Origin of the sequence: Bombilactobacillus bombi (assembly GCF_003522965.1) — a bacterium.
Classification (GTDB): domain Bacteria; phylum Bacillota; class Bacilli; order Lactobacillales; family Lactobacillaceae; genus Bombilactobacillus; species Bombilactobacillus bombi.
The window spans coordinates 526,905-549,911 of the sequence record NZ_CP031513.1 but is presented as its reverse complement, the minus strand read 5'-3'; the positions used below and the strand labels follow the sequence as shown (position 1 = coordinate 549,911).

At 29.6% G+C, this 23,007-nt stretch carries 34 protein-coding genes and 3 pseudogenes; 13 read left to right on the top strand and 24 right to left on the bottom strand.

What is annotated here, in order from left to right:
* Positions 1 to 792: 792 nt before the first annotated feature.
* Entirely contained in the window at positions 793 to 972 is a 180-nt protein-coding gene (locus DS830_RS02950) for a ThiF family adenylyltransferase (protein WP_205526803.1), read from the top strand.
* A gap of 286 nt (positions 973 to 1,258) precedes the next feature.
* On the opposite strand, the gene DS830_RS02945 is transcribed toward DS830_RS02950, so the two are convergent.
* Both DS830_RS02945 and DS830_RS02940 read right to left on the bottom strand, forming a co-directional pair.
* The gene (locus tag DS830_RS02945; RefSeq protein WP_118908182.1) at positions 1,259 to 1,660 is read right to left on the bottom strand and encodes a hypothetical protein; all 402 of its coding nucleotides are present in this window, start codon (positions 1,658 to 1,660) and stop codon (positions 1,259 to 1,261) included.
* Complete coding sequence (locus tag DS830_RS02940) at positions 1,644 to 1,895, bottom strand: hypothetical protein (RefSeq protein ID WP_205526802.1); 252 nt, start codon at positions 1,893 to 1,895, stop codon at positions 1,644 to 1,646. The genes DS830_RS02945 and DS830_RS02940 overlap by 17 nt, the downstream gene beginning before the upstream one ends.
* A gap of 250 nt (positions 1,896 to 2,145) precedes the next feature.
* Here DS830_RS02940 and DS830_RS09030 point away from each other — a divergent pair, with 250 nt between their 5' ends.
* The gene (locus DS830_RS09030; protein ID WP_118908180.1) at positions 2,146 to 2,322 is read left to right on the top strand and encodes a type I toxin-antitoxin system Fst family toxin; all 177 of its coding nucleotides are present in this window, start codon (positions 2,146 to 2,148) and stop codon (positions 2,320 to 2,322) included.
* A gap of 161 nt (positions 2,323 to 2,483) precedes the next feature.
* Here the strand turns inward: DS830_RS09030 and DS830_RS02930 are convergent, their stop codons facing one another.
* Positions 2,484 to 2,780, bottom strand: a complete 297-nt coding sequence (locus tag DS830_RS02930) for a type II toxin-antitoxin system YafQ family toxin (RefSeq protein ID WP_118908179.1) — start codon at positions 2,778 to 2,780, stop codon at positions 2,484 to 2,486.
* 3 nt (positions 2,781 to 2,783) lie between these two features.
* Complete coding sequence (locus tag DS830_RS02925; protein ID WP_118908178.1) at positions 2,784 to 3,059, bottom strand: type II toxin-antitoxin system Phd/YefM family antitoxin; 276 nt, start codon at positions 3,057 to 3,059, stop codon at positions 2,784 to 2,786.
* A gap of 56 nt (positions 3,060 to 3,115) precedes the next feature.
* On the opposite strand from DS830_RS02925, the gene DS830_RS08845 reads away from it, so the two are divergent.
* Positions 3,116 to 3,292, top strand: coding sequence for a hypothetical protein (locus DS830_RS08845; RefSeq protein WP_205526801.1), 177 nt, complete (start codon positions 3,116 to 3,118; stop codon positions 3,290 to 3,292).
* A 185-nt stretch (positions 3,293 to 3,477) separates the two neighbouring features.
* On the opposite strand, the gene DS830_RS08840 is transcribed toward DS830_RS08845, so the two are convergent.
* The 4 genes and pseudogenes from DS830_RS08840 to DS830_RS02910 all read right to left on the bottom strand — a co-directional run bounded on the left by DS830_RS08840 (position 3,478) and on the right by DS830_RS02910 (position 4,436).
* Positions 3,478 to 3,648: a hypothetical protein gene (locus tag DS830_RS08840; RefSeq protein ID WP_162887456.1), complete on the bottom strand. Its 171-nt coding sequence runs from the start codon at positions 3,646 to 3,648 to the stop codon at positions 3,478 to 3,480.
* Positions 3,649 to 3,667: 19 nt separating this feature from the next.
* Positions 3,668 to 3,763: pseudogene (locus DS830_RS08960) on the bottom strand (type II toxin-antitoxin system YafQ family toxin); the annotation flags it as partial.
* Positions 3,764 to 3,778: 15 nt separating this feature from the next.
* Positions 3,779 to 4,029, bottom strand: a pseudogene (locus DS830_RS02915) (type II toxin-antitoxin system Phd/YefM family antitoxin).
* A 197-nt stretch (positions 4,030 to 4,226) separates the two neighbouring features.
* Positions 4,227 to 4,436, bottom strand: a complete 210-nt coding sequence (locus tag DS830_RS02910) for a hypothetical protein (protein WP_118908177.1) — start codon at positions 4,434 to 4,436, stop codon at positions 4,227 to 4,229.
* 157 nt (positions 4,437 to 4,593) lie between these two features.
* Between DS830_RS02910 and DS830_RS02905 the strand changes: the two genes are divergently transcribed.
* A complete protein-coding gene (locus tag DS830_RS02905) occupies positions 4,594 to 4,875 on the top strand; it encodes a type II toxin-antitoxin system YafQ family toxin (protein WP_118908176.1) in 282 nt (93 codons plus the stop codon).
* A 389-nt stretch (positions 4,876 to 5,264) separates the two neighbouring features.
* Here the strand turns inward: DS830_RS02905 and DS830_RS02900 are convergent, their stop codons facing one another.
* From DS830_RS02900 to DS830_RS02890, 3 genes are all read right to left on the bottom strand, one after another.
* Positions 5,265 to 5,612, bottom strand: a complete 348-nt coding sequence (locus tag DS830_RS02900) for an ABC transporter permease (RefSeq protein ID WP_338024781.1) — start codon at positions 5,610 to 5,612, stop codon at positions 5,265 to 5,267.
* The gene (locus DS830_RS09025; RefSeq protein ID WP_118908174.1) at positions 5,603 to 5,812 is read right to left on the bottom strand and encodes a CPBP family intramembrane glutamic endopeptidase; all 210 of its coding nucleotides are present in this window, start codon (positions 5,810 to 5,812) and stop codon (positions 5,603 to 5,605) included. Before DS830_RS09025 ends, DS830_RS02900 begins: the two co-directional genes overlap by 10 nt.
* Before the next feature lie 154 nt (positions 5,813 to 5,966).
* A complete protein-coding gene (locus tag DS830_RS02890) occupies positions 5,967 to 6,821 on the bottom strand; it encodes a carbon-nitrogen hydrolase family protein (protein WP_118908173.1) in 855 nt (284 codons plus the stop codon).
* A gap of 299 nt (positions 6,822 to 7,120) precedes the next feature.
* Between DS830_RS02890 and DS830_RS02885 the strand changes: the two are divergent.
* Positions 7,121 to 7,411: pseudogene (locus tag DS830_RS02885) on the top strand (IS30 family transposase); the annotation flags it as partial.
* A 12-nt stretch (positions 7,412 to 7,423) separates the two neighbouring features.
* On the opposite strand, the gene DS830_RS02880 reads toward DS830_RS02885, so the two are convergent.
* From DS830_RS02880 to DS830_RS02865, 4 genes are all read right to left on the bottom strand, one after another.
* On the bottom strand, positions 7,424 to 8,650 hold the full coding sequence (locus DS830_RS02880; RefSeq protein WP_118908172.1) for an ATP-grasp domain-containing protein: 1,227 nt from the start codon (positions 8,648 to 8,650) through the stop codon (positions 7,424 to 7,426).
* A gap of 149 nt (positions 8,651 to 8,799) precedes the next feature.
* The gene (locus DS830_RS02875; RefSeq protein WP_205526800.1) at positions 8,800 to 9,843 is read right to left on the bottom strand and encodes an MFS transporter; all 1,044 of its coding nucleotides are present in this window, start codon (positions 9,841 to 9,843) and stop codon (positions 8,800 to 8,802) included.
* Between the two features lie 293 nt (positions 9,844 to 10,136).
* Positions 10,137 to 10,331, bottom strand: coding sequence for a hypothetical protein (locus DS830_RS02870; protein WP_162887483.1), 195 nt, complete (start codon positions 10,329 to 10,331; stop codon positions 10,137 to 10,139).
* On the bottom strand, positions 10,321 to 10,893 hold the full coding sequence (locus DS830_RS02865; protein ID WP_118908170.1) for a flavodoxin family protein: 573 nt from the start codon (positions 10,891 to 10,893) through the stop codon (positions 10,321 to 10,323). Before DS830_RS02865 ends, DS830_RS02870 begins: the two co-directional genes overlap by 11 nt.
* A gap of 699 nt (positions 10,894 to 11,592) precedes the next feature.
* On the opposite strand from DS830_RS02865, the gene DS830_RS02855 reads away from it, so the two are divergent.
* Positions 11,593 to 12,462 (top strand): helix-turn-helix domain-containing protein, encoded by an 870-nt coding sequence (locus DS830_RS02855; RefSeq protein ID WP_118908168.1) that lies wholly within the window; start codon positions 11,593 to 11,595, stop codon positions 12,460 to 12,462.
* A 473-nt stretch (positions 12,463 to 12,935) separates the two neighbouring features.
* On the opposite strand, the gene DS830_RS08940 is transcribed toward DS830_RS02855, so the two are convergent.
* From DS830_RS08940 to DS830_RS02830, 5 genes are all read right to left on the bottom strand, one after another.
* On the bottom strand, positions 12,936 to 13,163 hold the full coding sequence (locus tag DS830_RS08940) for a hypothetical protein (RefSeq protein WP_205526799.1): 228 nt from the start codon (positions 13,161 to 13,163) through the stop codon (positions 12,936 to 12,938).
* A 69-nt stretch (positions 13,164 to 13,232) separates the two neighbouring features.
* Positions 13,233 to 13,685, bottom strand: a complete 453-nt coding sequence (locus DS830_RS02845) for a hypothetical protein (protein ID WP_205526798.1) — start codon at positions 13,683 to 13,685, stop codon at positions 13,233 to 13,235.
* Positions 13,686 to 14,470: 785 nt separating this feature from the next.
* Positions 14,471 to 14,665, bottom strand: a complete 195-nt coding sequence (locus DS830_RS02840; RefSeq protein WP_118908165.1) for a hypothetical protein — start codon at positions 14,663 to 14,665, stop codon at positions 14,471 to 14,473.
* A gap of 103 nt (positions 14,666 to 14,768) precedes the next feature.
* Positions 14,769 to 15,056 (bottom strand): helix-turn-helix domain-containing protein, encoded by a 288-nt coding sequence (locus DS830_RS02835; RefSeq protein ID WP_118908164.1) that lies wholly within the window; start codon positions 15,054 to 15,056, stop codon positions 14,769 to 14,771.
* Entirely contained in the window at positions 15,049 to 15,420 is a 372-nt protein-coding gene (locus tag DS830_RS02830) for a type II toxin-antitoxin system RelE/ParE family toxin (protein WP_118908163.1), read from the bottom strand. The genes DS830_RS02835 and DS830_RS02830 overlap by 8 nt, the downstream gene beginning before the upstream one ends.
* Positions 15,421 to 15,689: 269 nt before the next feature.
* Here DS830_RS02830 and DS830_RS02825 point away from each other — a divergent pair, with 269 nt between their 5' ends.
* Positions 15,690 to 16,061, top strand: a complete 372-nt coding sequence (locus DS830_RS02825; protein ID WP_118908162.1) for a MerR family transcriptional regulator — start codon at positions 15,690 to 15,692, stop codon at positions 16,059 to 16,061.
* Positions 16,062 to 16,122: 61 nt separating this feature from the next.
* Here the strand turns inward: DS830_RS02825 and DS830_RS02820 are convergent, their stop codons facing one another.
* Both DS830_RS02820 and DS830_RS02815 read right to left on the bottom strand, forming a co-directional pair.
* Positions 16,123 to 16,842, bottom strand: coding sequence for an SIR2 family NAD-dependent protein deacylase (locus DS830_RS02820; RefSeq protein ID WP_240366828.1), 720 nt, complete (start codon positions 16,840 to 16,842; stop codon positions 16,123 to 16,125).
* 40 nt (positions 16,843 to 16,882) lie between these two features.
* Complete coding sequence (locus DS830_RS02815; protein WP_118908161.1) at positions 16,883 to 17,260, bottom strand: carboxymuconolactone decarboxylase family protein; 378 nt, start codon at positions 17,258 to 17,260, stop codon at positions 16,883 to 16,885.
* Between the two features lie 289 nt (positions 17,261 to 17,549).
* Here DS830_RS02815 and DS830_RS02810 point away from each other — a divergent pair, with 289 nt between their 5' ends.
* The 6 genes from DS830_RS02810 (at position 17,550) to DS830_RS02785 (ending at position 21,798) form a co-directional block, all read left to right on the top strand.
* Positions 17,550 to 18,125, top strand: a complete 576-nt coding sequence (locus tag DS830_RS02810) for a hypothetical protein (RefSeq protein WP_205526797.1) — start codon at positions 17,550 to 17,552, stop codon at positions 18,123 to 18,125.
* 80 nt (positions 18,126 to 18,205) lie between these two features.
* Positions 18,206 to 19,507 (top strand): Y-family DNA polymerase, encoded by a 1,302-nt coding sequence (locus DS830_RS02805; RefSeq protein WP_118908159.1) that lies wholly within the window; start codon positions 18,206 to 18,208, stop codon positions 19,505 to 19,507.
* Positions 19,500 to 19,883: a hypothetical protein gene (locus DS830_RS02800; RefSeq protein WP_118908158.1), complete on the top strand. Its 384-nt coding sequence runs from the start codon at positions 19,500 to 19,502 to the stop codon at positions 19,881 to 19,883. Before DS830_RS02805 ends, DS830_RS02800 begins: the two co-directional genes overlap by 8 nt.
* Before the next feature lie 604 nt (positions 19,884 to 20,487).
* On the top strand, positions 20,488 to 20,730 hold the full coding sequence (locus tag DS830_RS02795) for a type II toxin-antitoxin system RelB/DinJ family antitoxin (RefSeq protein ID WP_118908157.1): 243 nt from the start codon (positions 20,488 to 20,490) through the stop codon (positions 20,728 to 20,730).
* Positions 20,723 to 21,004, top strand: coding sequence for a type II toxin-antitoxin system YafQ family toxin (locus DS830_RS02790; RefSeq protein WP_118908156.1), 282 nt, complete (start codon positions 20,723 to 20,725; stop codon positions 21,002 to 21,004). The genes DS830_RS02795 and DS830_RS02790 overlap by 8 nt, the downstream gene beginning before the upstream one ends.
* A gap of 98 nt (positions 21,005 to 21,102) precedes the next feature.
* On the top strand, positions 21,103 to 21,798 hold the full coding sequence (locus DS830_RS02785) for a hypothetical protein (RefSeq protein ID WP_118908155.1): 696 nt from the start codon (positions 21,103 to 21,105) through the stop codon (positions 21,796 to 21,798).
* A gap of 98 nt (positions 21,799 to 21,896) precedes the next feature.
* On the opposite strand, the gene DS830_RS02780 is transcribed toward DS830_RS02785, so the two are convergent.
* Positions 21,897 to 22,259, bottom strand: coding sequence for a glycoside hydrolase domain-containing protein (locus tag DS830_RS02780; RefSeq protein WP_240366842.1), 363 nt, complete (start codon positions 22,257 to 22,259; stop codon positions 21,897 to 21,899).
* A gap of 52 nt (positions 22,260 to 22,311) precedes the next feature.
* Positions 22,312 to 23,007, bottom strand: coding sequence for an ATP-binding cassette domain-containing protein (locus DS830_RS02775; RefSeq protein WP_162887482.1), 696 nt, complete (start codon positions 23,005 to 23,007; stop codon positions 22,312 to 22,314).

Here is a 23,007-nt window from a genome sequence, read left to right as displayed (position 1 = left end):
TAATTTTGATTTATGCACCAATAATCAGGGAAATACGGATCTAAAGTTAAGAGAGTATAGAAATATTTCAAACTATCATCATACTTTCTCTGGGCTTCTGTAATCATCGTGCAATTATAAACTAAAACTGATCTATGCAATAAATGTTTCTTGTTTCCATATTTCTTTTTAAATCAAGATAGAAATAACGTAAATGCTCAAAATTTTTATGCTGATAATCTAATTTAGAAAAATTAAAATTATTATTCTTAACAAAATTATAAAAAACTAAGATTTTCAAATCCTATAGCATCGCTAGAAAAGTTTATTATTTGCTTCATTTAATATCCTCCAAGTATATTAAAAAAAGTCAGGATAACCTAACTTTTTCTAGTAAATTAATTATATTCAAAGATTGATGAGGCCCGCTCACTGTCTTTTTTAATAACAATAAGTTTCATGAAATCAACTCCAAAAACTTTCGATATAATTACAATACCATATATTAATAATATTTAATAATTAATTTTATAAATTTATTTATTTTTAATCTTAAGCAAGGTGTATTATGAGGCCAAAAGTGAAAAATCACATACTAGTCGTACCTATAAAAGGAAGCATTACTATCGGAGGAACTCCGAGAACTTTTATAGAGATAGAAGATAGTGATCATATAATTTAGAATTTATTATATTTATGTAATGGAAAAAATACTATTAAAGAAATAAATATTAAATTAAAAAAATTGTATCATAAATTAACCGATACGGAAATATATGGATATTTGGACCAACTAATGGAAATCCCTTTGAATTGTCTAATTTAAATCGTCAATTATTATTTAAAGAGAAAGATATAGGTAAACCAAAAATCACTTCTACTAAAGAATCAATTAAAGATATAAATAGTAATATTGAGTTTGTAGAAATAAATAAAAAAATAGAAACTTATAAATCTATTAAAAATATTAAGATGGGTGTAATAAAGCTATAAAAGAGACACTGATACCATGGTCATATACTGGAATCGGACCACTTTTTGAAACCATAATTTCTAAAAAAACTTCATGTTATAACTGTTAGGAAAAATATATACAAACAACACCTACAGCTTGTACAACTGGAAGTTGGCCTTTCTGACTACTGAAGTGAAGACTGTTCCATAGCCTTTAGCCATTGAAGGTTTAGAATAGTACTCTGCTACAGATCCTTTTTTACCTTGTTCTTGTTTGTGACTTATTTGTATTTATATACTTAACCTATTAACAAATACAAGACAATTATAAGCTATTATACAATCCTAAAAAAGATAAATCTAATTTAGAAGTTGAAGAAGAAGTACTTGTAGAAGATTTCTTGTCAGATTTAGAACTTGTTGAGTTTGATTCTCTAGTTACTTGTCTTTGGATTTCTGTTTCTACCTGCTTTTTAGCTTCTAAATATTTCTCTTCATCATTATTTTTTAACATCTCTAAGATAATTGAAGTATCTTTACCAATCGCATTTAATTTAGCTTTTTCTTTTTTGTCGTTAATATCTGCTGCATATAAAATTTCTCGCATGGCTTCAGAATAATTATTGACCGTAACATGACTAGCAATATACTCGTCTAAAAAGCTCAAATTACTTGTCGATAAAAAAATATGGCGGTCAACTAAATTATTTTTACTTACCTTGTTCATCTTCAAGATCCTCCTCTTCAATTCCTGCAAATAACTTTAATAGCTCGTTATTAGATTCGATAAATTCTTCAAATTTATCAGTTAAGGTTCCAATAGTTTGATCAAAAATATCTTTCTTATACTCGTAAAAGTTAGAAGTTAATGCCTGTTTTAAAAGCTGATTAACATATTCACTTTGACTCATTGGAATAACTTTTTTCTTTATATCTTTCAAATTCAAACGAATACTTGCCATAATTTCTGGTTCAATATTTCTAACATATAAATCCATCCTAAGTTACCTGCTTTCATTTTTAAGGACAAAAAGTGCTATCCATCATTCCGGATTGTCATTATATATGGATAGCAACAAAACGTTGATTTAAAAGCAAATCCATTTAGATGGAGCTGTCCATGATTAGGGATTAAAACAACAAATTTTGATATCGAATTGAAGAGCTAAGAAACCGCATTGGCACAGCCAATGTAGCAGGTCGCAAAGCGACATGATATCGGGTTTCCTTATACTCTTTATTAATTCATATCAATACTCTGCAATATCTGTCTTTAAGTTTTTTATTAAGATCCTTATAGACGCCTTAATAAACAAATACTTGATTATCGTTCCAATAATTGTTCAAGTAGTTTTAAAACTCTTTGCTTACTGGTTAGATGAGCATTAGTTAGCATTAGGATAATCAAAATAGTTGTCATCTAATTATATAAAAAAGCCATTCCTATCATTCTTAATCATGATAGGAATGGCTTTTTATTTACCAATAACTTATTTCAAATTTTTACGATATTTTTTAGAACCATTTTGTCCTGGAAATAAACGGTCATGTTAGCCTACTCTAACACCAATTAAAACTAATTCATCTTCATCAATTCTATAAACAACTAATACATCGTTGATATCATTGGGAACGTTGTTTTTAGGTGTATCTCGTAAATGAAACTCATTGTATTCTGACATCTGTCGGTTCAGTTTGTGGTCTTTAAATTCTGGCGGTAATTCTCTTTGTTCGATTAACAAATCAATTGCCTCTCGAACTTCGTCAATTATTGTGTGATCTAAACTGGCTAATCTCTTTAAATCTGCATTAAAAGTTTTTCTGGGTTTAAATTTTAGTCTTTTCATCTCTTAAAATTGATTCCAATAACTATCGTTAGATTCCACAATCTTATCGTCAGGTAAGACCTGACTTTTAATTAATTGATCTCGAGCGACTGCATATTCTAAAGATCCTTCTTTAGCCTTCAAAGCTCGTTCCATCCAATCCATTTTTTCTTGGGAAATTACCGCTACAGAACGTTGATTGGATCTTGTAACATATACAGTTTCATCTTCATCATTAACTTGATCTAAATATTTTTTTAAATGTGCTCGAAAATCACTTTGAGTTAGTGCCAAAGTCATAGTATTACCCCCCTTTTTTGTACTTAACATTGTACAATATTTCAAATTATTATTCAATGAATATAAATGAGTTATTGCTTTCTAAAATTGATCAAGCTAATCAGCAACAAACAACTCAATTAGCCTCTGTAATTAAGCAGGACATTGTTCAGGAAAAGAGTACTAGTTCCTCTCCAGATTTAATTAAAAGACGTCTAATGGCGCGTAAACGTGCTTTAGAACGTGATTATTAATTTTATTAATAATTAGTTGAATGCTCCTTTAGATAGTTCTTCTAGTTTTTTATAATTTTCTTTATTTATTATTAATTGAATGTAGTCTACGCTATCTTTATTCCAACATATATTTGTTTCGTGATTTATATTACTTTTATTTATAATCATTGTAATAATTTCAAAATATCTTAAGGCTTCGTAACTTATTGGTATGTTTTTTTGTTGTTATAAATATAAATTATTAAATTTCCATTTATTGAGTCATAACTTATATTTTTTTTAGATGACATATTAAATTCTTCTTTACTATTCCATAATTCTGTTTTTTTAATTTGTTTTAATATCTTAGATATAATATTTTCTTTTATATTCATTTGTAACCTCTAATTTTTTAGCTCGAACTTCGTCAATGATTGTGTGATCTAAACTTGCTAATCTCTTTAAATCTGCATTAAAAGTTTTTCTGGGTTTAAATTTTAGTCTTTTCATCTCTTAAAATTGATTTCAATAACTATCGTTTGATTCCACAATCTTATCGTCAGGTAAAACCTGACTTTTAATTAATTGATTTCGAGCGATTGCATATTCTAACGATCCTTCTTTCGCCTTCAAAGCTCGTTCTAGCCAATCCATTTTTACTGCTACGGAACGTTGATTGGATCTTGTAACATATACAGTTTCATCTTCATCATTAACTTGATCTAAATATTTTTTAAATGTGCGCGAAAATCACTTTGATTTAGTGCTAAAGTCATAGTTTTGCTTCCTTGTACTTAATATTGTACTAAATTTCGAATTATTATTCAATGAATATAAGAATATTACTGGCTGGGGATTTTTCTTAACTACTTGTAACGACCAACGTGAGGCGCAAGGAATTAGCAACTAAAGTTTTAATGTAAGAGCCATGCTCTCACACCTTTTTATTTTATTAGATTTTAAGAAATAATTGTTAGATATTAGATTTAATTCGATAAACTGTCGCTCGTGCTAAGCCATATTTCTTACTAATTGATAAAACGGATTTCTGCTCTTTAAGATCTCGCACAACAGCATGATAAATTGCTAGTTTTTGTGGATTGGCAGCATGTGCTGAATATTCTTGTTGTGTGCCTATATAAACTCCTTTTTTCTTAGCTATTCCAATACCTTCAGTTGCCACTGTCTAATTTTTTCACGTTCGCTTTGAGCAACGTAACTCATTAACTCAACAACTACCAAGTTAGTCAACAAACTTCGTAAATTAGGATCAGATACACCTATGAAAAGTCAAGATTATCTTGAATTTAATAATCCTGAGGAAGGTTTGAACTGGTTAAATGACTGATTTTGTATATAAACTTGCCTTTGAATGCCAGTTTAAAAAGCATTATAAAACGATACTGCGAGGTGGTCACTATAAAAAAGAGGATTTTAAAACTGTTTATTATAAGTTGTTACAAGATGAACCGTTAGAACCACATTATACCGATCACCCTTTGGTGAATAGAAAGCCAGAGCGTGATTTACATATTAAACCAGATTGGTTATTGATTTATAAATATGACGGCGAATTTATACGTTTCATTGACACTGGTTCCCATTCAGATCTTTTTAAATAAAAAAAGGAGCTATTTATAATAAATAGCCCCTAAATCATATTACGTTTATAATAAAATTATTTAGTAAGATCAAAAAATATTTATTAATTTAAGATTATTCACAAATGGTTATTTGGTGCACAAATTATTTTAGTTAAGTCTTGTTAAAGTCTATTATATTAATTGATTACCAACCGCACAAATATAATAATTAATAACTTCACTTACATAGAATACTATAATTACTATGAAATTGTCTAAAAGAACAAGCCATACTTATACAGCTATTTTTACTTTTAATATTTTTGTGTTTGTGTTTGGTTTCTTTTAATTTTTGTAAGCATAATGCAATATTCATTGAAACTACTCCTTACATAGATATTATTTTGCTCATTATATTTCTATAGAATCTATCGAATTAAGTCTAAAATATTATTTTTTGAAGCTTTTTTAGCAGGAATCCAACTAAACAGCGTCCCGATTATCAAGACTATAATAATTACAGCAACAATATTATTAGTATAAATAATAATTAAATTTATTTTAATCATAGAGACAAGCCGTTGGATTATCAATGCCAGTATAATTGAAATTACGCCACCAGATAAAGTGAGGATAATCCCTTCTAATAAAAATTGTTCTGTAATATCTTGTTTAGAAGCTCCTAGAGAACGTCTTATGCCAATTTCTTGAGTTCTTTCAGCAATATTAGCTGTCATAGTTGTCATAATTCCCATACCAGCAGTAATTAAAGAAATACCAGCAATACTTGCAATAAATGAACTATTATACTAGCTTTAATATTTTTTGTTTTCTCATAGATTATTCCTAGTAATATTACCAAGATAAATTTAGAGAAGAAATAAATAGGATCGGTCGAGATATGCACTACTCCAAAGATTACCGCACTACAAATAATGCCAAGATAACTAGTGTGAGAAAATATCACATTTATCAAATATCCTCAAAAAAGCAACTCTTCAATAACTGGAGCGACAACCAGCGCATAAATCATAAATAAAACAGGTGTGTTGTGCAGCATTCCTTAACATTGCATTGCCCATGGTTTAAAAAAAATAGCAACAATATTTTATCTTCAACCAACAATTTACCTACTCCATTTCAACAGTGACAATCTTGAAACCACTAACATGATAGTAACTAGAATCTGACAGCATTTGTTCTCCAAGTCGCGCCTCTTTAATATCATTTGGGCATAAATCTGCAATAATTAAATTTGGCTCTGTCTCGGAAGCACCAGCAATTAAATGTCCCATAGGATTCCAAATACCACTAGCTCCACATGTTTGCCAATCACCTGTTTTCCCCACATAATTAGTCATCGTAACAAACATTGTATTATCTAGCGCGCGAGCAGGAAACCAAATCTTAGCTTCATTATAGCCGTTACCTTTGCTGAATAATGAGCTAACCAGGTATGCATGGCAGCCTGCCTGTGCTAACAATCTTGCGTGTTCCGAAAAACCTGCATCATAACAAATTCCCAATCCTAATTTCCAATCACCTAAACTCAAAATTACCATGTTAATATCTCCGGTATAAAGCTTCTTCTCACTTTGGAAAAGAGTCATTTTATGATATCGAATCTTTTCTTCGCCTTTAGATGAAATAACTATAGAAGAGATATAAATATTCCCATTGGCACGAGTTGGTGCACCAACGATGGCAATTATATGATTCTTTTTACAAGCAGCATATAACGGCAATAAACGCTCATCATTATCTGAAAGAGTATATTTTTCTTTGTCAGCTGCTATTAGCTCTGGCACATAACCGGTCAAATACTTTTCTGGAAAAACGATTAATTTGGTTTTCTTTTCAGCTGCCTGTTCAATCATTTCAACCGCACGTTCTACATTGCGCTGAATATCACCATCAATCGATTGCATTTGTGCCAATGCAACTCTCAAATTTCCAGTAGGCAAAGAATAATGCAAATTTCTCATAAAATCACCAAATCCTTTCTATTCACCAAGATAACTAACACTTGAAGCTTAAATCATTTTAATTAGTAACTTTGTCCAATATTAATTAAGCAACTGTATCTGTTAATGTACGTTGGAAATAATGACCTCCTGTGAGGGAAACCTGCAAATTGATATCCGAAATATGCTCACTCCCAGTCTTCCAATACTTTCTGTTTGTTCAACAAACTATAACATCAAAAAATAATAACTGTCAAAAGCTACTAATATATTTTTGACGATAATTACTATATGGTAGATTGTAAAATTAATCCGAACGAATTAAAATCAAAACTTTTTGTGAACTAGGACTGGACAATGCCCAAATGACTACGCGGTTAAAACGATTGCTGCCTACGATTTCTTATGAATTGTCTCGCTGTCAACCTTATCAAGTTGAGGTGGCACAGGCAAACGCTGAATATAAGCTGGAAAGATGTGGGCGGAAAACTAAATTGAATGCCAAACTAAAGCAAACAATTTTAAACTATTTACGTCCAAGCTAGTTACTAGAAATGATTGCTCATGAACTTAAACTAGCTACTAAATCTATTTATAATTGGTTATATCAAGTAATTAAATAATTAATCAATAATAATTTTAATCTTTTTGTTAAGTTCAGATATCTCATTTTTTAATTGTTCTCCATTTTTACCGCTCAGAATATAATATCCAATCCTATCATCAGAATTTGTTGGTTTTGAAATAACTTGTCCAGGAATTGCATCTATCTCTAATTTCTTGAAATATGGACTCGATTTAATATAATTTATTCCCTGTATAGAATTAAATTTTCCACTATTATTAGAAAACAAAAAGTTAATTGCAGCAGCACCATTATAAGATGGTGTAATACTTACCTGATTATTTAAATATAGATCAATTGTTTTTTGAAATATATTAATTCCATATGAATCATAAATTAAGTCAGAAGTAATATGATCTCCGCCTGGTCTACCATTAACTTCAACAATTTTAGGACCGCTACTGGTTAATTTTACCTCTATATGAGTAGGTCCACTATGAAAATCTAGAGAACGAGCTGCTTGATAAGCTGTTTCAATAATTTCTTTCTTATGCTGGATTTCTATGGTAGTAGGAAAAATATGCATTAATTCAACGAAATAGGGTGGTTCAGTTGTATGTTTTTCGGTAACTTCAGCAAATTCAATTGAATCATTATTTAAAAATAATTCCACACTGAACTCTGGTCCATCTAAATACTCTTCTAATATATATTCATTACGTACCTTAAAATCCATATAACTTTTTTTTAATTTTGTAATTTGATTAAATTTTCTTTTTAATTCTTCATTATTTTGAATATAAAATACATCAATACTACTAGCCGTATTTGTTGGTTTTAATATTAAGGGATAACCAATTAATTGGCTGGCTTCTTGCGCCTCTTTCAAAGTCTTTACGACTGCAAAATTTGCTGACGGCACGTTTTCTTTCAAGAATTGTTTTCGGGCCAAATCTTTATTCCTAGCACATTTTGCCGCAAAATATGAATTTCCATACATTTTTAATTTTTGAGCAACTTTTGCGGTTACGGCAATTGCATAATCAGTTGCAGGAATAATTGCATCAAAGTTATCATACTCACTTTCTCCAATAGCTTTTAATATGCTACTGCTACTTCTAATATCTGCTAGAATAAGATCATCATAATAACCATTATATCCATACTTCTTTGGATTTGCTAAACTACTAACTACACAAATAACTTTACAACCCATTTTCTTTGCCGATTTTACAAAAGATACTCCATAAAAACTAGGTTCTACGATGAGTACTTTTTTATTCATAGCTATCTTGCCTCCATTAAATATTAACTTTTCTCAGTATCAATAAGCTCCAAACTGCTCCTATTATCATAATAATTGACATCCATAAAAAACCTACATTTGCTCCAAGAGAATCATTCGCAAAACCTATAAATGTAGATGCAAAAACCTCAACTAATTGAGCTATGCCATTCCAAATAGATGTCACGACCCATAAACTGTTTTTCAACTTGCTCCATCAGTATAGTATTTATTACAACTCTTAAAGATGAATTACTTAATCCTAAAGCAAATGTACAAATAATTGTTAAAAAAACAACATGAGTAAAATATAGGCTTAATAATGCTATAGCTGCAAGAATGAAGAAAGATACTATAATATTTCTTTTAATATATTTATTTATTAATAAGCCCGTTACTAATCCTGCAACTAATCCGCCTATTCCATATCCCATATCGACAAAACCATATATAACACTACTAGTTTTCAAAATAGTAGAAACATAATCTGGCGAAGATACATTAAATAATTGCGTTACAATCAATGGCAATATTGAAATAATACCAATACTAAGAATCATTTTATGATTCAGAATATATTTAATTCCAGTAATAAAATTTGTACTGTTTTGTCTACTTTCGTTAGATACAGTATCATTCTCTTTTATTAAGAAAATCAAAAGTGAAGCAATTATAAACATTATGATATTTATAATTAAAATAACTAAGAAACCTGTATACTTTAAAATAATCCCTGATATTGCTCCAGCAGAAAACATTCCAACCTGTAGTGATACTTCAATAAAAGAGTTTGCAGTTCCTAGTAACTTATTGGGCAGTATTGATTGTATATAGCTTCTTGAAGCTGCCATATATGTAATCCAACCAGCCCCTGTTAAAATAGCTAAACCGTACATTGATAACATAGAAAATCCATAACTATTAATTATAATAGCAATAAGAATCATAGGAAGTACTCTGCCAAGAAAAGTCCATAAAATCACATTTTTTCTGGAAAATTTATCTGTTAAAATACCTGCTAATGGCGACATTAGAAAACCAGCCAATACATTAATAGTTAAATACATTCCTACTAATTTATTAGATTGCGTAGATTGTAATACATACCAATTTGCACCAACAGTTGTCAAACCTACTCCAAATCCTGAAATAATATCAGCAAAAAAGAAATTACGAAATTCTGGCTTTATCAATAATTTGGAAATATTTATCATGATTTTACTTCTCTTTCATAAGATTAATAACCTCTTTTGTCTTAACAAAATCTGAATATTTATTGTCTCTACCTAATCCTAATATACCAAGGTTCAGAAGTGCATAAAGCTTCATCAAGAACTTGTCTAGTTTCCAGTTCACCATATGGACACGCAATATTAATGTCTGACATAGAACGTATAATTGCCAAATCTTCTAAACTTTGATAAGTAGTACCAATTTTCAGCAGTTCGTAAAGCAACAAAAGGTGCTAAGGTGCTAAAAAACAGCTTTAATCCACTTTTGCTAGACCTGTACAGATATCAATACTATCTGATTCAGCAATTTCGAGATTAAAATAGTGATCAGAATTATACTTTTTAAATTTATTATTTTGTCCTTCAAGATCAGCTTCAATGTCAATTATTTTTTTATCTATTAAGGCTTTCTTAATTAACTCATCACGAAAAGCCTCTCTACTGGACATTGTCAATAGCAAAATCTCCTTTAATTATTTTTTTAATCTGACTACATCTATTTTTTGCATCTATTAATGCTATTGAATCCTTGACAATAGAACCAGGGGAATCAGCTTCTCCAATAAGTGAAAAAATAAAATTCATATTTAAAAAATCACAAATATAATTAAATTGTTCAATAATATTAGATCCTTTGATGCGAGGATGATCACCTCCAACCATGACTAACGCAATATCTTTATTAGTCATTTTATATCTAAACTCATTATCCACTTTTAAACTTTCTGACCAACGATCAATAAAATCTTTAAGTATGGAAGAAATTCCATACCAATATATTGGTGTTGAAAATATTATTAATTTTGCATTTTTTAATTTATTACAAATTTCATAGTAATCGTCCACCTGTTTTGGCCAGGTTTTATCAAATCTATGATCTTGGATATTTTTCACATCATTTTCTTTCAAAAAAACTTCATCAAAATCTATCCCACTCAAAACCTTTTTTGCTAAAATTTCTGAATTAGATACTACTCGACTTGATGAATTAATTAAGAGTATGTTGTTCATATTGAAATGTCACCTGCTTTTTCCACTTTTTAGATTGAATAGAAGATATCTTTGCATAATGACTATTGGATTTGCTTTCCATTCTCTTTGTGCCCTTTCCTTTAATAGTATTTGCAATAATTATTAAGCATTTATCATTCTTTTTATTTAAAAACGCGGTATTCATCTAATCAAAATCAAGACCATTAATTTCTTCAACTTGAAAACCATAAGAAAGAAATCTGTTCCGCAAATCATAATAAGGAGATACATAATCATCATTTTTTGCCCTATTTCTATCAATAACATATACTAAATTAGTGATATTCTTGCTAGAAATAACTTGTAAAACTTCCCATATGCTTCCATCTTATAATTTGCCATCACCACCAATTACAATAGAATACCATCTCTGCCCTGTAACTTTTAACTCAAGAACCATCCAGCGCCATATCAATACCGTGTCATTTGCTTAATATAATTTCATTATTTGTATTATTGCCAAACTTATCGAATATAAAATTTAATAAATCTGCTACTGATAAACTTCTACCTATAAAACAAACTAAAAGTGCACCGCAACTAGGACAATTTGCTTTCATTATTCATGACCTCCAAAAATTAAATTTATTTTATAAAACAATTTAATTTTACAGCCAAAAATTAAAGCAGTATCATGATGTAAAGCAAATCGTCACAATTATAAAGGAGGGACAAATTTTGACTCACGGACAACTTATTAAAAAATTACGGAAAGAACGTGGTCTCACACAAAAACAATTAGCAGATGGGATTTCTAGTCGTACAACCTTATCTTCGCTTGAAAATAATAAAACTGATATTGCCACAAGTATTTTATTTTCATATTTGGAACGTATGAATGTTTCTATCCAAGAATATTTATTCTATTTAAACAATAGTACTAATACAGAAAAAGAAATAACTTCAAAATATTTCTTTGATAACTTAGTAAAACAACGAGATTCTGAAATAAGGAAAAGAATTTTAAATTATCAAAATAAGTATAAAAATTCTAGAGATTTCTATTATTGCTGCCTATCAATTGAGTTAAAACTATTCTTAAATGCTAGACATAATAAAGAAGTTTTTGATGTTGATGAAGATAAAGAAATTATAAAAAACTATTTAAATCACGTAGAACAGTGGGGACATTTTGAAATGTCTATTTTCTCTAATTGTTTATATATTTTTAGCGACGAATTTATTCAAGCTACTTTTAAAATACTTTTAAAAAGAACTAAGATTATTAGTAAAATAGATATTTATCAAAATGATATTTCTATTTTTTTAAATAATTGCATTGTTTTAGCTTTAGAACGAGGCAATTATGCAAATGTACACTTTTATATTAATGAACTTTATCAAATATCTGGTAGTACACCTAGAAAAGCATATGATAGAATGATGTGCAAATATTATCTTGAATTAATAAAACAAGCTACTGAATATAAATCAAACACCGATAAGATAATTGATCAATTTAAAGAACTAGGATTTAATGATCATGCTCAAATGTTAGAAGAATTACAAAATAAAATTTTATCCAAACATGTTATATCCTTGGCATAAATATTTATTTATGCTTGGAAGATCGTAAATTTAATTTGAACTAATTCTAAAAACCTTGGTGGATATGAATATTACTTGGTTAAAGTTAGATTCCTTAGGAGGGAATTAACGTAAACTTTGATTCAATACTCATTTAATGATTTAATACAATTATTAGTGCCACCTTATTGGCAAATTAAAAAAACTAATAAGCGCTTTTGTTATTTGGTATTGCGCTGTACGCACTTTTTCTAAGCACTCACGCAAAAAAATATGCAACCCCAAGCACTTCGTGTGCTGCGCAAGGTTGGATATTTTTCAAGTTCTGTCACTTATGATTCCCTTTGCGCTACTTGTCATAGCAAATATAATTATAAATTGATTATTCTTAAACATCTCTTCGTTATCTATTATTATCAAATATAATTGTTTTCTAATTCTTGTTAAATTTTAAAATAATGTTTTGAAAACTGGGTAATAAGTGTAAGAATTCATTATTTCACCTTTTTATCATATTTTAAATTTTTCCCAATAAATGTACCCACTTTATCAAATTCTTGTCCTATAATTGCGTGTGAAGTATTCATGAACTCTTTGTTTTGTATGTCTTGTATGTAATTGGATAGTTCTAGTTCAAATATTGATGGGGTGCTATTAAGTATTTTCCAGTCATCCTCATATAATCCCTTTACGAATGACTGAGCTTGATCCACATTATCCAAGTATTCAACAAAAATATTTTTGAAATTATGATCAAAATCATTTTTTGTGTCAAACTTATCTTGATAATTTTAGTTATAGAGGTGTTTTATAAAAGAAGATATTTCAGCATTATTTCTTATCTTTTCAGATAGTTTTATATATTCAAAATTTCTAAATATTAATTTTTCAAAGATATGTTTATTGCTTTCTTCTTCTCCCTTTCTACTATTAAGACATTGTTGTCTATCTCCACAGTATATTATTTGTTCCCTGAAATTATCAATATAAAATTTAATTTGTGAATACTGCGTTCTTTGCACCTCTTCTATCATTAATACATCAGAATTTTGCAAAATGGAGTTTGACTTGTAAATTAAGTATTTAATTGGAATAATATCAAAGCATAATGCATTTAATTCATTATGCACATCGTTAAATATTCTCCATATACTATTGTTACTTTTTTGCCATGTTCCATATATTTTTTTGCTATCGTATAAACAAGGAAATTTTTCCCTGTGCATGCTTTTCTCTCTATGCAATAATTTTTATTGATTCTTTGTTGAATTTTTTCCTCTACTTCTTATTGGAATTGGGTCAGATAATATTCTCCTTCTATAAATCGTTTTGTTTGATTAAATAGTGATATAAGATAATTACTTATATTACACAGGTCACTTGGATTTACATTATCTAAAGGTTCGTCCATTTTCGCTGCTAAATTATCAAAATAAGATAATATTATCATCTAATGTAAAAGGTGAATTGAATACATATTTACATATGTATATGAATGAATTCTTTTTTGTTGCTGAAATGAATTTAAATAATATTTAACGCATGGTGCTAGTTAATAATTCTTAAATAAAAAGGCCTGACTAGGCTACACTTTAGTCATCTAATACTAAAGAAATGAAACCTCTGTCAGGCCAACTCAAATGTAAACAACATTTATTATTATCTTTGCAACCTCGAATTAAAAGCTGGCAACAAATTAGTACCCCACTTTATTACCGATTGGTGACCGTCCAAGCACATAAAAATATGCGACCAGATTCTCCAGTTAATACTAAATTATTAAGACGATTGCATAATCAAATTGGAACAGTTGGAATAATATTTCTGATATTAATCATAATCGTGCTTGTTCACTAACTGGGTTTCAAACGAGGTTAGAGTAATGTTATTTTGTAGATACCATCATAAAAAACAACTAACACAACAGATAATATCTATATATAAATATTAATGGCAAGATTATCTAATACTGATCTTTAATTTCATTGCCTGAATCCAAAACGTGAACAGATATTTAAAATCAATATCTCTAAAAAGAGTAAGAACTTTTCAAATTGTTCATTAGATCCTCCTCATCATTTTCAGCTTTGTTTAAATCATCACCACTAAATTTATTATCTTGAAGATAATCTACATAATCTCTAACAGTTCCCTTATCATATCCTTCTAATGAAGCAACATTACCATCTTTATATTTATATGAAACAAATACCTTATGCCCCATTAGTATTCTCCTTATTTGTCTAATATCCTTTTCATTCATCACTTAACCAGTATCAATATTTATACTATATTTTAAGCAAGTCAGTCCTTTTACTGTGATGTGCCTAGGAAAAAGTAATTTGAAGTGATTTACCAAACGCATTAGCAATCTTTGAAATTGTATCCATGCTTGTATTGGCTCCATTTTCTATTCTAGCAATCGTTGACTGTGGTAAGCCCGACTTTTCCGCCAAATCATGCTGGGTCCACCCATAAGCTTCACGTTCATTCCTTACTGCCACAGCACTATTTAATTTATTCAACTCTGCTTTAACTTCATTGGCAAATGCTGGATCTTGTAAGTCTTGAGCAAAAAGTTCATCAATATCTGTTAAATAAGTTTTATTAGCCATTCTTTTCATCTTCCTTTCGTTGATAGTATTCTGCACGAAGTTTCTTAGCATGCTTTATCTCCCGTGCCGGTGTTTTCTGGGTATTCTTAGTAAAACCATGCGTAATAATATATTGTTCTTCTTCGTCATGGAAATATAATCCACGTTGGATATTAGAAGCAACTTTAGATCTAATTTCATATAAGTTACTGTCTAATTTCTTAATCCATTCCATCTTAGCAGCTATTAATAATCCTTGTTGTTGAATCGCTTTTATTAACGCAATTAACTTTTTTCGATCTTTGATAGGTAATTGCTGGTAAAATTCAACAAATTCATCATGACCGTTTAATCGTTTATAACTTTTAAACTTTGGTGTTTTCATAAGCTTATTATATCATATATTGTATTTAATTTAAAAAATAATATAAAAACTCTTTATTCATGCATCGTTCTATGATATTAATCGTTTCTATGGTGATAAAGTTGTTTTCTCTCTAATTCATACGATACGTATACTTGTCCTTTTTGTTGTGTATGTTATTGAAGTTTTTAGAGCTTATTCAGATTAAACTTGTAATCTGCCATATATAATAGATGATATATTTACAAGGATTAATAAATTATTTACTTATTACAAAGGATCTAATAACTATGAATAAAAATTATTATAGAATCGGTGAATTTTCAAAAAAAATTAATTTAACGATTGATACGTTGAGATTTTACGAAAAAGAAAATCTTATAAAGCCTAAAAGAGATCAAAATAACATTAGACTTTATAGTGATAACGATATCTCGTGGATTGAATTTATTAAAAGACTAAAACAAACAGGAATGCCATTAAAAGAGATTAAAATATACTCTGCTTTAAGATATAAAGGAGATAGTACAATTAATGAAAGATTATCACTCTTAAATTCTCAAAAGAAAAGATTAGAGAACGATAACTTAGAAATCAAAAAACATATAGATTTTCTAAATAAAAAAATCAACACTTATAAATCAAAGTTGCAACATAAATAATACTGAAATAGTTTTCAATTAACTTATTATATATTTTATTCAACAAAAAGGCTGAAAAAAATCAGCCTCCAACCATTTTATTGAATTTCTTTTCAAATATTTTAAAAACACTATTTGAATTACCATTTATCGAAATAATATTTTCATTACTTATCTGTGAATCAGTATTATTAATTACAAATTTAGTTCCATTTGTTTTAAAAGAAGAAGCATCTCTTTTAGTTCCTATGATAATAAGAACATCAGCAGACTTAATTTCTTGTTCACCTTTTTTAACTGCACTTCTATAACTTGATAAATTACGTAAAACAAACTCTGGAATTATAATTGAACCACAATAAGTACATAATGGGATTTGATTTCTTTCGTACGCTTGTAAATTCCAATCATATTTTCTATTACATTTACTGCATCTGTTTAATCTCATGTTGCCCCAATACTCAATCACATTTTTGGAACCAGCTTTTTGATGTAATGTGTCTATATTCATTGTTATCAAACTTTTCAGAATTCCAGATTTTTCCAGAGTATAAAGAAACTTGTGTGTTGAATTTGGTTGTGCAAAAGGTTTAAAAAAAGTTTTCCTATACAGTCTATAAAATTCCAAAGAATTATTTATTGCAAAATTAGGATTTAACAATCCAAATACTCCCATATGAAAATGAACATAACTGAACAAACCATCATTCTTTAAAATCCTATTGATTTCATCCAAATCAGGAATCCCAGAATCTGTAGAAGCACCAGCTCCAGTAAAAGCAACAAGGTGCTTGGCTTCCATAATTTTATGGAATAAAAAATCAATGTTCTGAATTTCAGTATTATGCACGCTCTTTAAAAACTTCCTTTGCAACATTGATAGCATTTAAAACTTTTGGAAATCCAACATAAGGAATACATTGAATAAACGTTTCAATAATTTCTTCCTGCTTCCAGCCCACATTTAATGAAGCATTTATATGCACATTTAGTTGTGCCGCTGTGTCTCCCTGCGTTAGTAAACTAGTTATTGTAACCATTTCTCTTTGTTTTAAATCTAAGTTGGGTCTATTGTAAATATCTCCAAAAGCAAATTCGAATATATATTTACCAACATCAGGGGCAATATTCTTTAAAGAATTCATCACGTTATCAGCTGCTGGCCCGTCAACATTAGCAAGTGTCTTTTTTCCAATATCTAATCTAGTATTTTCTGTCATTTAAGGAGCCTCCTATAATTTATGTAATATATAATTAATATATATCCACAAATTTTAATATAAAGGCTGGAGTTAGCTCCATGTCAATACTATTTATGTAATATTATTTATATATATTTAAAAAAACTAATTATATTTTTAAACTATCTACTAGAATGAAAAAGTATATTGAAGGAAGGAACTAACTAAATTGAAAAGATACTTTTCTGATAATCATAAACGCTCGCAGTACACATATTATAAAAGTAAGAAAAAGTATTTATTTATTTCTATTCTGATTATTCTACTTTTGTTATTTATTTTTATTATTAGTAATCCTATTTCAAATAATAACTTAAGGCACACTAATCAGAATTCCGTTTCTAATTCAAAAAAAGTTATCAATTCTCCATACTCAAAATCTCAAAAAAAGGAAAATAAAAAAAGAGAGTCTATCCAAGTTTCCAAAAATCAAAGTTCCATTTTAAATAATCAAAATTCTAAAGGTACGAATCCCAATAATTCAACAAATAATAACAATCAAACGAACAAAGATAAACAAAATAGTAGTCAAACGATAAAAGCAATAGATACAAATTATATTCTTACAGAAGTAATGGCTAAACAATTGCTAGAAAACGATATACCTTATTTTATATTTAAAAATACAGATAAAATCAGTTATTGGCATTCTTCTCCTGAAACTGCTCCAAATAATCATACTTTTAATTTTTCAACTCAAAATCAGGATGACGAAGCATGGTACTTTGGTAGTGTAACGGACAACGGCAATAAAACTGCTAACATAACTGTTAACTTTTCTAATTATTCATCAGGTCCACATACACCTTATCTAACCAAAACAGTCAGTATACCTGACAATTAGTAAAATATTGGCCTTGATTTTTCGAACATACGTTCGTATAATTAAGTGTAATTTAAACTTAATTAAAGGTGCGATTACCTATGTACGATTACAGCAATGAGCCGCGACGAGTCACTTTTATGATTGATAATAAGTCCTTTTATGCTAGTGTAGAATCGATTCAACTTGGTCTTAATCCTCTAAAATCTATTTTAGTTGTTATGTCCGAAGCACAAAACACCAATGGTGGTCTAGTTCTGGCCAGCAGTCCTATGGCCAAAAAGTTATTTGGTATTAGTAATGTGACGCGCAGACGTGATTTGCCTCATGATAAAGGGTTAATCATTGTGCCGCCACGCATGAACCTTTATATCAAATACAATTTAGCAATCAATGAAATTTTTCGACAATTTGCCGCTGAAGAGGATATTCACCCCTACTCCATTGACGAATCTCTCATTGACATGAACGATAGTTGGAAACTCTTTGGTCATAGTCCCCGCGAAGTAGCCCGCAAAATTCAACTAAAAATCAAACAAGAATTAGGATTATACGTTACTGTGGGCATTGGGGATAATCCTTTATTGGCCAAGTTGGCTCTGGATCTAGAAGCTAAGCATACTCATAGCTTAATTGGAGAATGGCATTACGAAGATATTGCTGACAAATTATGGCCAATAACTGAATTAAGTGCCGTCTGGTCAATTGGAAAAAGAACGGCCAAAAAATTAAATAGTTTTGGTATCAATAGTATGTATGATTTAGCCCACTACAATCCCTATCAGTTAAAGGAACAAATGGGCGTAATAGGCAGTCAATTATTTGCTTTTGCTTGGGGCATTGATCGTGCATTAATTCGGCAGCAGTATCACCCCACAGAAAAATCTTACGGCAACTCCCAAGTACTTCCGCGTGATTATCATTCCCGTTCAGAAATTGAGATTGTCTTACGCGAAATTGCTGAACAAGTTGGAGCCAGAATTCGCACTCACCACCTATTAGCTTCTGAAATTCATTTGCACGTGGGTTTTTCTTATGCGGCCAAAGAACAAACTGGACGCTCAGGGTTTGGCCATTCTACCAAAATTACCCCTACCAACAGTAATAAAATTTTAGCCCAAACTGTAATTCAACTATTTAATGATCAATGGCAAGGAGAAAGTGTTCGCAATTTAACTGTTAGTTGCGCTCAATTAGTTACTGACAATCATTTACAGCTTAACCTTTTTGAGCAGAACAACCAAACTTTTAAGCAGCGAGAAATTGACCAAACTGTTGACGCAATTCGCCAAAAATATGGTTTTAAATCTATTGTTAAATTATCTAGCCTGTTACCTGGTGCTACTGCCATCAACCGTGACGGTTTAGTCGGCGGACATGCTGGTGGGAATGCTTATGACTAATTCTGAATTTGATTCACGTTTAGTACAAAAATTTTTAACTGAATATCAAGATCGCGGCATGTTAAAATGGCAGGGATTTTATTTAAGTGACCACACTTCCAAATTAAATCAGCTGCACAAACATGATCATGAAGTACGGCAACGCCAACATTCTGAACAAATGGCTGCCAAGGAAATTGTTGAAGTAATTGACGAAGCAGTAACTAAAAATTTAGAAGTCATTATTGAACCCGCAATTATTGACAAAGATTTTTTAGTGACACCGTTTATTCAAGGCAAGATTGCTGGTTATTATCAAGATAATTTAGTAATTGGTACTCATTTAATAAAGTTCAATGAAATTTATGCTATCAAAATAAAAAAGTCTAAGATTTAACTTAGATTTTCAGCAATTATACTATTGAAGCTAATGCTTTTCCTATACCTCTTATCTTGTTATGTATTATTTACTTACTGCATTAGATATTCTTATTAATCTTCATTTGCAAGTTGGTTGGAGGTGGATCAGCCGCAGCAAATCCGATCGCAATCCGGTCTGCTGTTTGTTTTATCTTCTAATCAATCTCAATTTCCTGTTTTGACTTTACACCTTTCCTTACAGGAACTAGTTATTTAATGGATATTGTCTTCAATTAATTAGGGGTAGTTTCCAGTACCCTACTAATTGTTGCCAGCCAATTACTATTGTTCTTGACTTTCACAGCACCGTCTAATAATTCATAAAGCTATTTGAGATAAGCTGTTTTCCCAAGTTGTTCTAGTGCCGTGTGGATTAAGTCATGCCAAGTAATATAAATAGCATTCTAAAATGAAACATATTAAGATTAGACATAGTATACACATAACAAAAGTTATATTTTTAACCAAGGTTTATTGTATTCAGAGTTAGTATAGAAGAAATATTAGATGATATTGATTTTAGGTAAAATGTTTGCTTTTTCTCGGTACCAACTGGTACCATGAAATTAGAGGTGATACTTATGAAGAGCCAAGTACATTTTAGAATGGATGATAAAGAAAAAAAAGACTTTGAAATCGTCCTTAAACGCGTGGGTTTAACCCCTGGTGAGGCATTTCGTATATTTGCCAAAAAATCTATTGAAGCAGGTGGAATCCCATTTGAGGTGTCTCAACCTACTTCACGTTTAAAAACAGCTATGAAAAGTCAAGATTATCTTGAATTTAATAATCCTGAGGAAGGTTTGAACTGGTTAAATGACTAATTTTGTATATAAACCTGCCTTTGAACGCCAGTTTAAAAAGCACTATAAAGCGATACTGCGAGGGGGTCATTATAAAAAAGAGGATTTTGAAACTGTTTATTATAAATTGTTACAAGATAAACCGTTAGAGCCACATTATAACGATTACCCTTTGGTGAATAGAAAGCCAGAGCGTGATTTACATATTAAACCAGATTGGTTATTGATTTATAAATATGACGGCGAATTTATACGTTTCATTGAAACTGGTTCCCATTCAGATCTTTTTAAATAAAAAAGTAGCTCCTATATCATCATTTCAATTACTAGGAATATTGTTATAATTAATAAGATTTAATAATTATAAAATATACTACTTAAAGGATAATTTAAATGTTACTTTCTTATATCTCTACACAGGAACTTAAACAAATTAGAAATATCGTTTGGAAATATGCCAAGCCTAAAACTTATCGCCGGCTCTTAATATTTTGGGGAATAGTTTTTGCCTTGTTGTATTTTTATACTGTTTTTTCTACAGGTTTTTCAAAGCTTTTGCATCAACAAAGAACTTTTTGGATAATTTATACTATTATTTGTGTGATAGCAATTTTAATTGTTAGCCTTAACTTAAAAAGAGATTTTAGAAAGGGATTTTTAAGACATACTAAATCTGGCTATTATGCGGCCTGGGTCAGTTTATCTCCAGATAGTGATAAAAAAGCACTCTTTGTTGATATCATGCAGAAAAACCCTGAACTATTAAGTCTTTATAATCAAAATAAGGGTGAACTATATTTATCTAGTAAACCTGGAGATAACAATTATAATATTAATAAGGATCCTATTTTTAAAAGTCTACAGTCTGCTTCTCTTCTTCACCCGTCATTTAAACGTTACGAAAGTTTCCTCAATACTGATCATTATTATATTTTTGTCATTTGTGTACCACATACTAAAAAGCAAATGTATAATAAGTATCAATATTTAATTTTTGAAAAAAGCAAGTGGAACCAAACATTATTGAACCCGCATCTAGCAGAAATTAAACATATCACCGATAATTATCGTAACCTAACAAATAAATAAGCCTCTTAAATGAGGCTTATTTTTTTATTCTAAAATCCAAACTCAGTAAATATAGTAAGTTAAGACAGTACCAACTTGATCGATATCAACATTGCCAATTATGTATTCGATAAATTGGTCAAATGACCATTTTGGTGGCATTCCAAAGCCCAGATTGTCAGTCTAAAAACATGAAGACAAACGTTGCGTGTTCCATAAACTATTACAATATCTCCATCTTGAATATCTACATCTACCACAAAATGAATAGTATTATTTGCTGGAAAATCTAATTTTAGAGCTATATTAACAGCTTGAACTGCATCTTGATATTTTTGAGAATGAATGAAGTATTTTTCTTCGTAACCACCATCTTCACAAATTTGGAAAACACTTAATCCTACCCCAGTAATATTTTTAATTTCACTACCAGTTAAATATCGATAATTAAAAAAGCCCCTGCATTGCTGTCGAAAAGCAATGTAAGTGCCCTTTTATTTGTTATCGTAAATTCTATAATTTATCCGAACAGCCTTAATCATTTTTAGTCAAAATTGCAAATGCATCTTCTGGATCTAATTTAGAAGATATCTTAACAAAAGACTCGTAAGAATTAAATCTCTTTATCTTTTTATTGTTAAGCAAGTGAATATAACAATTAACTCCTACGATATGTTTCAGGTCATGTGTAGTAACAATAATAATCTTTTGAGGATCATTTGCTAATTCCAACAACTGCTCATTAATTTGCTTGGTAGATACAGGATCAACTCCACTAGTCGGTTCATCAAGTAAAAATATACTCTTATTTAGATAGCTTTCTAAAAATATTAAAAGCCATCTTTTTTCTCCAACGGACATATCTCCTAATCTTCTAGGCATTAAATCATAATATAAGTTCTTAAATCTAGTACTCAATTTCTCAACATCAATTTCTTTATGCCCTTCAGAAATTCCAAAAATAAATTTCTTTAAATCTTTTCCTGTTAAAGATCCAAAAAAAACAGGATTTTGAGTTTGATAAATTATCTCATTAGTTTTAGTATTTCCTGTAATTTCTCCTTCGTAAACCCTTTGTATTCCACTGATTAAATCAAACAAAGTACTTTTACCAGCACCGTTATATCCAATCAAATAATTAATTTTACCAGAAGTAAACTCATCATCACAGTTTTTTAAAATAGAATGCTCATTGTAGCTAAATGAAACATTATTTAAAGTAATTTCCAT